Origin of the sequence: Aeromonas sp. QDB30 (assembly GCF_027707645.1) — a bacterium.
GTDB classification, from domain to species: domain Bacteria; phylum Pseudomonadota; class Gammaproteobacteria; order Enterobacterales; family Aeromonadaceae; genus Aeromonas; species Aeromonas caviae.
Window position 1 is genome coordinate 1 of sequence record NZ_JAPCIY010000101.1, and the last position, 10,376, is coordinate 10,376.

General features: G+C 65.1%; 11 protein-coding genes. 8 read left to right on the forward strand and 3 right to left on the reverse strand.

All coding sequences use genetic code 11. The features are described 5' to 3' along the window. Nucleotides 1-190: 190 nt before the first annotated feature. Nucleotides 191-889 (reverse strand): DAPG hydrolase family protein, encoded by a 699-nt coding sequence (locus tag PG896_RS19355; RefSeq protein WP_010673802.1) that lies wholly within the window; start codon nucleotides 887-889, stop codon nucleotides 191-193. A gap of 93 nt (nucleotides 890-982) precedes the next feature. Between PG896_RS19355 and PG896_RS19360 the strand changes: the two genes are divergently transcribed. Beyond that, nucleotides 983-1,624 (forward strand): TetR/AcrR family transcriptional regulator, encoded by a 642-nt coding sequence (locus tag PG896_RS19360; RefSeq protein WP_270836099.1) that lies wholly within the window; start codon nucleotides 983-985, stop codon nucleotides 1,622-1,624. A 10-nt stretch (nucleotides 1,625-1,634) separates the two neighbouring features. Here PG896_RS19360 and PG896_RS19365 read toward each other — a convergent pair whose 3' ends face one another. Next, nucleotides 1,635-2,855 (reverse strand): winged helix-turn-helix domain-containing protein, encoded by a 1,221-nt coding sequence (locus PG896_RS19365; protein ID WP_109422663.1) that lies wholly within the window; start codon nucleotides 2,853-2,855, stop codon nucleotides 1,635-1,637. A gap of 74 nt (nucleotides 2,856-2,929) precedes the next feature. After that, nucleotides 2,930-3,571, reverse strand: coding sequence for a class I SAM-dependent methyltransferase (locus PG896_RS19370; protein ID WP_043153164.1), 642 nt, complete (start codon nucleotides 3,569-3,571; stop codon nucleotides 2,930-2,932). Nucleotides 3,572-3,758: 187 nt separating this feature from the next. On the opposite strand from PG896_RS19370, the gene PG896_RS19375 reads away from it, so the two are divergent. From PG896_RS19375 to PG896_RS19405, 7 genes are all read left to right on the forward strand, one after another. Beyond that, nucleotides 3,759-4,424, forward strand: a complete 666-nt coding sequence (locus PG896_RS19375; protein ID WP_042014526.1) for a thermostable hemolysin — start codon at nucleotides 3,759-3,761, stop codon at nucleotides 4,422-4,424. Then, on the forward strand, nucleotides 4,421-5,902 hold the full coding sequence (locus PG896_RS19380) for an AMP-dependent synthetase/ligase (protein WP_043153169.1): 1,482 nt from the start codon (nucleotides 4,421-4,423) through the stop codon (nucleotides 5,900-5,902). Before PG896_RS19375 ends, PG896_RS19380 begins: the two co-directional genes overlap by 4 nt. Then, nucleotides 5,899-6,555, forward strand: coding sequence for a TenA family transcriptional regulator (locus PG896_RS19385; RefSeq protein ID WP_039039563.1), 657 nt, complete (start codon nucleotides 5,899-5,901; stop codon nucleotides 6,553-6,555). Before PG896_RS19380 ends, PG896_RS19385 begins: the two co-directional genes overlap by 4 nt. Beyond that, the gene (locus tag PG896_RS19390) at nucleotides 6,552-7,400 is read left to right on the forward strand and encodes an SDR family oxidoreductase (RefSeq protein WP_043153171.1); all 849 of its coding nucleotides are present in this window, start codon (nucleotides 6,552-6,554) and stop codon (nucleotides 7,398-7,400) included. Before PG896_RS19385 ends, PG896_RS19390 begins: the two co-directional genes overlap by 4 nt. Nucleotide 7,401: 1 nt before the next feature. After that, entirely contained in the window at nucleotides 7,402-8,049 is a 648-nt protein-coding gene (locus PG896_RS19395) for a tetratricopeptide repeat protein (RefSeq protein WP_270836100.1), read from the forward strand. Between the two features lie 81 nt (nucleotides 8,050-8,130). Next, entirely contained in the window at nucleotides 8,131-8,823 is a 693-nt protein-coding gene (locus tag PG896_RS19400) for a response regulator (RefSeq protein ID WP_041215642.1), read from the forward strand. Then, nucleotides 8,820-10,259 carry an ATP-binding protein gene (locus PG896_RS19405; protein ID WP_045525604.1) on the forward strand — a complete coding sequence of 480 codons (1,440 nt, stop codon included), beginning with the start codon at nucleotides 8,820-8,822 and terminating at the stop codon, nucleotides 10,257-10,259. Before PG896_RS19400 ends, PG896_RS19405 begins: the two co-directional genes overlap by 4 nt. Nucleotides 10,260-10,376 lie beyond the last annotated feature (117 nt).

A 10,376-nucleotide genomic window follows, 5' to 3' on the forward strand; every position in this document is an offset into this window, starting at 1 on the left:
AACCACAGAAGTATGCGACGAGAAAACCTAGTAAAAACAATGCCAGTCAGGCTTAACTGACTGGCATTAGGGCCCAGTGCCCGGTTTTTTTATGACCATCTTCCGCGGCTCACGCCACAGCCCGATAGCCGGCATTCCCACTGGATGTGTCAAGGCACTCAGCCACATTCAGCGCCAACTGTCAGCCCCGTCACCAGAGCGTCGGCGCCGGTTCACGACCGTTTTCCGCGTAGTAGAGCGACGGCAGAAACTGCGCCAGATAGCTGAATTCGCTGTAGCAGTGGCGCATCAGGTTGAAACCTACCTCGTCCGGCACCTCGTCAAACGGGTTGGCGCAGGCTTTGCCCAGCAGGAAGCGGCTGCGCAGCACACAGCCGTATGGGGTATCGCGCGCCAGGTGCAGCATCTCGCCATCCAGCGGCGCACCATTGCCATCCAGAGCTACCTCGTCGCCAAAGCCGATACGGGCGCAGATGGCGGCAGAGAGAGCCTGCGTCTCCCGCGCCTCCTGTAGCGATTGCGGGGCGAACACCTCTTCGGCGCCGTGGAACTTGAGGCGAGCTGCCACCGGCGGCAGCTCGGCAAGCCACTCCACAGCCTCTATGCTGGCTCCCACGAAGCGCTCCCCTTTTTTCCAGTGATGATCCCAGCCCCGGTGCTCGACATGATCGTGGGGGTGCCACCACCTGATGTGCTGGGTCGTCTCGAAGAAGGTGAACCACCAATCCAGCATGCGCCCCTTGCAGCCGTGCAGATCGGTGCGGATGGCGACCGTCAGCAGGCCGTCGGTGCTGCGGGTCAGACCCATTTCCAGGCGAAGGGGTTGCGGGCTGAGCAACTCGTTGATGTCATTGACGCCCCAAGGGGCAAACAGGGCAGAAGGATGCATGATATGACTCCCATAAATTTAGGAAACGAAGTTCGTTTCTTAAATTACGCTATGCCTGTATGCTGGGTCTGTCAATGCTTTCCAGGAGCCCATATGTCGCACCCGAACGATGAAGAAACACGCTCACGAGGCCGTCCGGTCACCCCGGAAGCCGACCTTCGCGCCGCCCTTGCCGAAGCGACGCTGACCTTGTTGCTCAAGGGGGGTTACGGCGCCGCGACCGTGGATGCGGTGGCCAAAGAGGCGGGGGTCGCCAAGAAGACCCTCTACCGCTTCGCCGCCAACCGTGACGAGCTGGTGGCGCAGGCGGTGCGCAGCTGGACCGATGCCTTTCAACCGGCCTTCGAGCAGGATGCCGCCCACCCAGGCGCGCTGGGGGAGATGCTGGAGCAGGGCTTGCAGGCCATAGCGGGACAGGTGCTGAGCGCACCGGCGGTGGGCATGTTCCGGCTGCTGCAGCATGAGTTCGCGGGGCGGGATGCCCTGCTGGCGGCCTATCAGGAGAACGGCATTGCCCGCGGCAGGGCGACGCTGGCGGCGTGGTTGCAGCGCCAGCAACAACTGGGCTGGCTGCGGGAGCTGGACGCCGCCCAGACCAGCGATCTGCTGCTGGCGATGACCATGGCGGAGCCGCTGCGCCAGATGGCGCTCGGCTTGCTGGCGCCGGGCAGCGACATCCGCGCGCGCATCGCCGCCGCCGTAGCCCTGGTCCTGCCCGGCTTGATGCGAGGGTAGGCGTCCTTCCTCAGCGTGCCACCTCCTGCCATTGAGCCAACAAGGGAGCAGGAACGTTGCCATAACGCACCAGCGGGGTCTGGTGCCACTCCGCCAGCTTCTGGATGGCCTTGCCCAGATCCTGGGCCAGGGTCCGGGTCACCCTGATCCCGTCTTCCAGATAGAGGCTCTTGACCTCAAACACCCCCTCCTTGCGATGGGCCTTGGCGTCCATCCTGCCCACCAGCTTGCCGCGATGCAGCAACGGCAGCACGAAATAACCGTACTGGCGCTTGGGGGCCGGGGTATAGCACTCGATGCGATAGTCAAAGCCAAACAACTCGCTGGCCCGCTTGCGATCCCACACCAGCGGGTCAAAGGGCGAGAGCACGGCAGTGTGGCTCGCCTTGAGGGTGCCCGCCTGGGCCCGGACCAGCTCATCGGCCAGGGAGGCGTGAACGAAGGCTCCGTGCTGCCACCCCTCCACTCGTACCGGCAACAGCTCCCCCTCGTCCGCCAGTTGGTGGAGCAGGGCGTCGTATTTCCCCCGTTTAAGGCGATAGTAATCCGCCACCCAGCCGGTCTTGACCAACCCCAGCGCCCGGCAACTGGCTCGCACCATGTCCCGCCGGGCGAGATCAGGACTCGGCAGATCCCGCTCGTCATTCCACTCCGGCATGACCCGCTCAGCGAGATCGTAGACCCGCTGGAAATTGCGCCGTTCGCGCACCATCAGCTGGCCTGCGGTAAACAGCACCTCCAGGTGGCGCTTTTCGGGCTTCCAGTCCCACCAGCCGTTGCCCTTGTCCCCCTTGCGCTCGAAGTCTGCCGCCCGCACCGGGCCATCCTGGCGAATGCGCTCGACTATCTGCGCTATCTCGCCGCCGTGGGTCTTGAGCCACTGGGCGGAGAACTTCCAGCCCATGGCGGCGGGATCCAGCATGCGATGGCGCAGCAGCCGGTAATCTTCCCAGGGGACGAAACAGGCCTCGTGGGCCCAGTATTCGAAGAGGTCACCATCGGCCAGCAGTTGTTCCAGCCAGCGCGGATCGTAGTGGCCGAGACGGCTGAACAGCACAAGATAGGGGCTGCGGGCCACCACGGAGATGGTGTCTATCTGCAGCAACGCCATGCGGCGAATGCAGGCGAGCAGGTCGGCGGGGGTTGCTCTGGCGCGGCGCGGGGTCAGCAGCCCCTGGGCCGCCAGCTGCAGGTGGCGAGCGTCTTGCAATGAGAGGTGGGGGATCGACATGGAGATAGGGGCATCCGTTCCTGGGTATCAGGCCACCAGCATGCCCAACTCATGGCCAAATGAAAACGCCCGGCTCAGGGTTTGGTGAACACCGCCACATCCGCATGAGGAAACTCGACCTCTGCCTGCCAGCGGACCGCCAGGGCACGGAACGAGGCCTCGGCGAAGAAGACGATGTGGGTGGGATCGTGGCGATAGCGCCAGGTCTTGAAGCGCTCGTCCCCCAGCACCCGCTGGGTCTGCAACACCAGCACCCCGCCGGGCTTGAGACAGCCCCAGAGCGTGTCCAGCACGGCGCGGGGGGTGGCGATGTGCTCGATCACCTCGGTGCTGGTGATGAAGTCATATTGCCTTGTCAGGCACTCTGGGTCGTCGGCATAGAACTTGTCGTAGCCCGCCATCTCGAAGCCCGCCTCCCGCCCCATGGCGATGAGGGCAGGCCCGGGGCCGCAGCCAAAATCGAGGCCGCTGGCAGGAGGCGACACCCGGGCCAGCACCTCGCCAAAGGCACGCATCAGAAAGGCCCGGTAGCGGGGATCGTCCACCCGGTTGTCGTGCCCGTCATAGACCGCCTTCTCGGCCCCCTCGTCCAGGTGGTCCGCCTCGTCCATCCAGACCAGCTCGCACGCCAGGCAGCGGTAATAGCCCTTGCCCGCCACCGGCAGGGCATGGTGCCGAGGGGAGAGACACAGGGGACAGTGAACAGGGGATGACATGGCAGCTCCTCGGGTGGCGACAGCGGGGCAGATTGCCTGCCACGCCCGCTGCTGGCAACTGTTTTGTCTGGAGCCCCCATCGACCCCCGTTCACCCCCCGCCAGTTTTTTTCGTCTTTTTTTGCGACTTAAGGGTTTCTTAAGTTTGCCCTTTTACTCTCATCCCATCGCAAGAGAAGGAGCCAACCATGACCATCGAGATCCAAGCCCCCTACCGGTTGATCCTGGCCGAATCCCCGCAGCAGGTCATGGCGCTGCAAACCTATATCCAGGCCGCCTATACCCTCGAGTTCAACGCCCGCATTCCCCATTTCCTGCCCTGCCTGCTCGGGCTCTACCGGGCAGATGGCGTGCTGGTCGGTGCCTGCGGCCTTAACCAGGCCTGCCATGGCGAGCACGAGCAACCGCTCTATCTGGAGCAATATCTGGAGCAGCCTGTCGAGGCCGCCATCGAGACCCGTCTCGGGGTCCGTCCGGCCCGCCACCGCATCATCGAAGTGGGCAATCTTGCCTGCAGCGAACCGGGTCACGCCCGCCTGATGTTTGCCGCGCTGTGCCGTCTGCTGTGTGACAACGCCCTGGACTACGTGGTGTTCACCGGCACCGCCAAGCTGCGCAACAGCTTTACCCGCCTGCGTCTCAACCCGGTGGAGCTGGCCCCCGCCCAGGCCCATCAGGTGGGGGAGGATGCCAGCGCCTGGGGCGAATACTACCGCTGCCAGCCCAAGGTGATGGCAGGCGACATCAACCAGGGGCGCGAGGTGCTCGCACAGAGCAGCCTGCTGCTCAACCTGCTGGGGCCCATGCCCCGCCTTTTTAACCATGCCGACATCGACAGGAGGTGCGCGCAATGACGCTGTTCGACACCATCGCCCACCATGCCAGCCAGACCCCGCACCAGCCTGCGCTGCTAGGCAGCCAGGGTGAGCTGGATTACCAGAGCCTGTGGCAGCAGATCCAGCAACTGGCAGGCGTGCTGCAAGGGGCCGGCATCCGCCGCCTGGCCCTGCAACTCGACAACGGCCTGCCCTGGGCACTGATCGATCTCGCCTGCACCTGGGCCGGCATCGTGGTCATCCCGGTTCCCCACTTCTTCAGTCCGGCGCAGCAGACGTGGCTGCTTGAAAGCAGCGGAGCAGACGCCCTGGTCGGCCCGGAGCACCAGGGGTGGCAAGCCGCCTCACCCCTCGTGCTCATGGCAGGCAGGCCCGATGAGCAGGCCGTGCCCCTGTGGCGCCGCATCCCGGCCCGCCTCCCCGAGCTGCCTGCGGGCACCGCCAAGATCACCTATACCTCGGGCACCACGGGGCAACCCAAGGGCGTCTGCCTGTCGCTGGAACAGATGACGGCGGTCTGCGGATCCCTTGCCCTGCGGGTGGCCCCTGCCCGGGTTGAGAAACACCTGACCCTGCTGCCCCTCACCACCTTGCTGGAGAACCTGACCGGCTTGTATGTACCGCTGCTGACCGGCGCCTGCAGCCGCATCCCCTCCCTGGGGGAACTCGGCTTCTCGGGCTCCAGCAAGCTGGATCCTGCGGCCCTGGCCCAGGCACTGCTGCGCTGGCCCAGCCACAGCCTGGTGCTGGTACCCGAGTTGCTGCGCCTGCTGCTGGCCCTGTGCCTCAATACCCCTGCCCTGGCGAAACAGCTCGGCACCCTGCGCTTCGTCGCCGTGGGCGGCGGCAAGGTCGCCCCCGAACTCATCGCTCACGCCCGTGCGGCGGGGCTGCCGGTCTACGAGGGATACGGTCTCTCAGAATGCGGCTCCGTGGTCGCCCTGAACGGCCCCCACGGGGATCGTCCCGGCAGCGTCGGCCTGCCCCTGCCCCACTGCCAGGTGACGATCGCCGCAGACGGCGAAGTCATGGTCAGCGGCAGCGCCATGCTGGGCTACCTGGGGGAAGAGGGCGAGACGGGCAGCCAGATCGCCACAGGGGATCTGGGTCGGATCGACGAGGAGGGCTATCTCCATATCACGGGGCGCAAGAAGAACGTGCAGATCACCGCCTTTGGCCGCAACTTCTCCCCGGAGTGGGTGGAAGCCCAGGCCCAGCTCTGCCCGGCCATCGCCCGCATCGTCATCTTCGGTGACGGTCAGCCCGCCAACGTGGCCCTTATCCAACCGCTGCCGGGCAGCCAGTCCCAATTGCCAGAGCAGATTGCCCGGCTCAACCAGCAGTTGCCCGATTACGCCCGCATCCATCACTGGTTGCCGGTCGCCCTGGATCAGCTCCCCGGCCTGCTGACGGCCAACGGGCGCCCCCGTCGCAACGAGATTTATCACCATTTTTCCCGGCAGATCAGCCAATGCCTCACAGGAGAGACCTCATGAGCTTCTACCAGACCCTGCAACAAGCCACCGCCTGCGAGCGCGAACGCCTGTTCAACGCCCCCATCATCGAGGCCTGCCGCCGCGGCGACATCAGCCGTGACACCTACCTCGCCTTCCTGGCACAGGCCTACTACCACGTGCGCCACACGGTGCCGCTCCTGATGGCCACCGGCGGCAAGCTGGGGCAGGAGTACGAATGGGTGCGTGGCGCCATCAGGGAGTACATCGACGAGGAGTACGGCCATCAGGAGTGGATCCTGAACGACATCCGTGCCTGCGGCGGTGATGCCGAGGCGGTGCGCCACGGCCAGCCGGGCCTGCCCATCGAGTTGATGGTGGCCTTCCTCTACGACCAGATCCAGCGCGGCAACCCCATGGGGTTCTTCGGCATGGTGCAGGTGCTGGAAGGCACCAGCGTCGCCATCGCCCTGACCGTCGCCGACCAGCTCAAGAGCGGTCTGGGTCTGCCGCCCCAGGCCATGAGCTACCTGAGCTCCCACGGGGCCCTGGACCAGGAGCACCTCAAGTTCTTCGAATCCCTGATGAACCGGGTGGAAGATGCTGCCGATCAGGCCGCCATCATTCACGCCGCCAAGGTGGTCTACCGCCTCTATGGCGACATGCTCTATCAGCTCACGGGATCATGCCAATGAAGCTTGAAGGCAAACGCATACTGTTGACTGGCGCCAGTGGCGGCATTGGTGAAGCCCTGGCCCATGAACTGGCGGCCCAGGGTGCCCATCTGCTGCTGCACGGTCGTCGGGCCAGCGCCCTGGAGCGCCTGCGCCGGGAGCTGCCTCATCCGGATCGCCACCAGACGGTGACGGCCGATCTCGGCTCTCCCCATGAGCGGGCGCAGCTGCTGCAACATCCGGCCCTGGACGAGGGGTTGGACGTGCTCATCAACAGTGCGGGTTGCAACCAGTTCGCCTGGCTGGAAGATCAGAGCAGCGAGCAGGTGACACGCCAGTTGCTGCTCAACGTCGAGGCGCCCATCCAGCTAACCCGGGCCCTGCTGCCCCGGCTGCGCAAGCCCGCCATCATCATGAACATCGGCTCCAGCCTCGGGGCCATCGGTTTTGCCGGCTACAGCGTCTATTGCGCCAGCAAGTTCGCCATGCGCGGCTTCAGCGAGTCCCTGGGGCGGGAGCTGGAGGGAACCGGCATCAAGGTGCTGCACTTTGCCCCCCGCGCCACCCGCACCCACCTCAATTCCGAGGCGGCCTATGCCATGAATGCCGAGCTCGGCACCCGGACCGACAGCCCACAGAACGTGGCCGAGGAGGCCGTCATCGCCCTGTGCAACGAGACGCGCCGCCGCTGGCTCGGCTGGCCGGAAAAGCTCTTTGTGCGGCTCAACGGCCTGCTGCCCGCCTTGGTGGACATGGCCCTGGCCAAGCAGCGCCCGATCATCGAGCGCCACGCCCGCCGCACCGCCTCCCCAGCCCCCGATCACAGGAGCGATCCCGCCTGTGCGACAAACGAGAAGGAACATTGAGATGAAGCACGCCACTTTCCGTCCCCGATTTGGTCACGGCCCCCTGTTGCTCGCCCTGGGAGGCCTGCTGGCAAGCGGTCTGGCCCAGGCCGCCGATGCCCTGCCCACCATTCAGCAGGAGTGGGCCCACTGCCAGTACCAGCAGACCGGAAAAGCCAAGGAGAGCTGCCTGGAGAGCCTGAGTGCCAAGGCCGATGAGGCGAGCGCCAAGGAGGCATTTCGCACCGATCTGCTGATCTGGTCCGCCATCGTCAAGAGCACCTGGGCGGGGGCCAAGGGCGGCCTCGGCGCCCTTGGTCTGGTGAAGGAGGCCAAGGCCAAGCTCGAGATCGCCATCAAGCAGGATCCCAAGGCGCTGGAAGGCTCGGCCTACACCAGCCTGGGCTCCCTCTACTACCAGGTGCCGGGCTGGCCGGTGGGCTTTGGTGACGACGAGAAGGCGGAGAAGCTGCTCAAGCAGGCGCTGGCCATCAATCCCACCGGCATCGACCCCAACTTCTTCTACGGCGACTTCCTGCTGAATCAGGGTGACAAGGCACAGGCGAAGGTCTATCTGGACAAGGCCCTGGCCGCCCCGGCCCGCCCTGGCCGCGAGGTGGCGGACGAGGGCCGCAGAATGGAAATTCGCGAGCGTCTCGCCAAGCTGTAAACACAAGCAGCACAGTGTGCTATTTCAACTCTGCCCACCAGCTTGCATACTGGTGGGCAGTGTCGTTTGAGGGAGAGAACAATGCGGATCCTGTTGGTGGAAGATGATGTGATGCTGGGAGACGGCATGGTGGATGCCCTGCGCAGCAGCGGCTACACGGTGGACTGGCTCCAGCAGGGGATGCCGGCCCTCTCGGCGCTCAAGAGCGAGGAGTTTGCCGCCCTTGTCCTGGATCTCAACCTGCCGGACATCGACGGCATCAGCCTGCTGCGCAAGTTGCGCCGGGAAGGGCAGACCCTGCCCGTGCTCATCCTGACCGCCCGTGATGCCCTGGACGACCGGGTACTGGGGCTGGATGCAGGCTCCGACGACTACATGGTCAAACCCTTCGCCCTGCAGGAGCTCAACGCCCGGCTGCGCGCCCTGGTGCGGCGCAGCAAGGGGCAGGCCCAGGCGGTGCTGGAGTACGGGGAGCTGCAGCTCTTCCCCGCGTCACAACAGGTCACCTATCGGGGCGAGCCGGTCAAGCTCACCCCCCATGAGTACAAGCTGTTGCAGGAGCTCATCACCCAGAGCGGCCGGGTATTGAGCCGGGATCAACTGCAACAGAGCCTCTACGGCTGGGACGAGGGGGCAGAGAGCAACGCGGTGGAGGTGCACATTCACCATCTGCGCAAGAAATTCTTCCCCGAGCTCATCCGCAACATTCGCGGTGTCGGTTACATCGTGCCCCAGCTCGACGTCCAGGGCGCAAGAGGAGCCTCCGCTCCATGAGCCGTGTCCGTTCCATCCGCCGTTTCCTGCTCTCCGGCATCCTGGCCCTGGTCAGCCTCAGCCTCGCCATCAGCGGCCTTATCGGCTACCTGCAGGCCAACCACGAAATGGAAGAGCTGTTTGATGCCCGTCTCGCCCAGTCCGCCCGCATCACCAACCAGTTGCTCAGCCGCTATCTCAAGCAGAGCGGCGAGCTGCCGCGCAACGGCACCGTGTACCAGGAGTGGGTGCAGGCCGTCCCCGAGACGCCCCACATCGAGAAGGGCGGCTTCTTCCAGTTCGGCCAGGACAACGAGTTCACCCCCTATGGCCATGAATTCGAGCACAACCTCTACTTCCAGTTGCTGAGCGAGCAGGGCGCCGTGCTGCTGCGCTCGCCCAATGCCCCGGCCCAACCGTTGACCACCCTGGAGCGGGGCTTCAACAGCGAGACCAAGGATCATCACGAGTGGCGCACCTTTACCCTCTACAACGAAGGTGAACAGACCTGGCTCATCGTGGCGGAGCGGGATGACGAACGCAGCGAGCTGGCCAGCAAGATGGCCACCCTCACCATGCTGCCCCTCTTCATCACCCTGCCCTTCCTGCTCGGTCTGCTGTGGTGGCTGATCACCCGGGGGCTGTCACCGCTGCACCAGCTGGCGCAAGCCATCGGCGAGCGTCATCCCGCCAACCTGAGCCCCCTCAATCTCGCCATCAAGGCCGAGGAGCTGACGCCGCTGGTGGGGGAGATCAACCGGCTGATGCACGCCCTCGCTGACACTCTGGATCGGGAGAAACAGTTCACCAACGAGGCCGCCCACGAGCTGCGCACGCCCCTCGCGGTACTGCGCATCCACAGCGAGAACGCCATGACGGCCGAGGATGATCAGAGCCGGGAGCAGGCCCTGCGAAAGATGCTCTTGGCCCTCGATCGCAGCGACCGGCTTATCCGCCAGTTGCTGACCCAGGCCCGCATCGACAACCAGCAGAGCCCGGCCCTCACCGCCCTTCCCTTGTTCCCCTTGTTGCAGGGCACCCTGGCGACCCTGGCCCCCATCGCCCTGAAAAAGGATCAGCAGCTGTCCCTGGAGGGCGCCGAACAGGTGCAGGTAATGGGACAGGCGATGTTGCTGGAGCTGATGTTCGGCAACCTCATCGACAATGCGCTGCGCTACACCCAGGTGGGCGGCGAGGTCGCCGTGGTGGTGAGCCAGGTGGGCAACCGGATCCGGGTGGATGTGCGGGACAACGGCCCCGGCATCCCCACCGCCGCCCTCTCCCGGTTGTGCGAGCGCTTCTTCCGGGTCAATCCCCAGCAGGGGGATGGCGTGGGCCTTGGCATGGCCATCGTCTCGCGCATCGCCCAGCTTCACGGGGCGGATCTCGACATTCACAATCGGCCTGAAGGGGGGCTCGAAGTGAGCGTGCTGCTGCCCGCCTCGCGCCAGGCATGACGGGTCAGCCTTTGCGCACGCCATGAAAAACGGGGGCCACGCCCTAATGCCGATCAGTTAAGGATCCATTGACCGATCCTCAGGCTGTGTAAGAATCCGAAACTCCTTGTTGGGTTT

Bases quoted from the DNA above. Each gene is read 5' to 3' on its own strand.
- PG896_RS19395 (WP_270836100.1), top strand. From the start codon at position 7,402: ATGAAGCACGCCACTTTCCGTCCCCGATTTGGTCACGGCCCCCTGTTG.
- PG896_RS19365 (WP_109422663.1), bottom strand. From the start codon at position 2,855: ATGTCGATCCCCCACCTCTCATTGCAAGACGCTCGCCACCTGCAGCTG.
- PG896_RS19400 (WP_041215642.1), top strand. From the start codon at position 8,131: ATGCGGATCCTGTTGGTGGAAGATGATGTGATGCTGGGAGACGGCATG.
- PG896_RS19360 (WP_270836099.1), top strand. From the start codon at position 983: ATGTCGCACCCGAACGATGAAGAAACACGCTCACGAGGCCGTCCGGTC.
- PG896_RS19385 (WP_039039563.1), top strand. From the start codon at position 5,899: ATGAGCTTCTACCAGACCCTGCAACAAGCCACCGCCTGCGAGCGCGAA.
- PG896_RS19390 (WP_043153171.1), top strand. From the start codon at position 6,552: ATGAAGCTTGAAGGCAAACGCATACTGTTGACTGGCGCCAGTGGCGGC.
- PG896_RS19405 (WP_045525604.1), top strand. From the start codon at position 8,820: ATGAGCCGTGTCCGTTCCATCCGCCGTTTCCTGCTCTCCGGCATCCTG.
- PG896_RS19355 (WP_010673802.1), bottom strand. From the start codon at position 889: ATGCATCCTTCTGCCCTGTTTGCCCCTTGGGGCGTCAATGACATCAAC.
- PG896_RS19370 (WP_043153164.1), bottom strand. From the start codon at position 3,571: ATGTCATCCCCTGTTCACTGTCCCCTGTGTCTCTCCCCTCGGCACCAT.
- PG896_RS19375 (WP_042014526.1), top strand. From the start codon at position 3,759: ATGACCATCGAGATCCAAGCCCCCTACCGGTTGATCCTGGCCGAATCC.
- PG896_RS19380 (WP_043153169.1), top strand. From the start codon at position 4,421: ATGACGCTGTTCGACACCATCGCCCACCATGCCAGCCAGACCCCGCAC.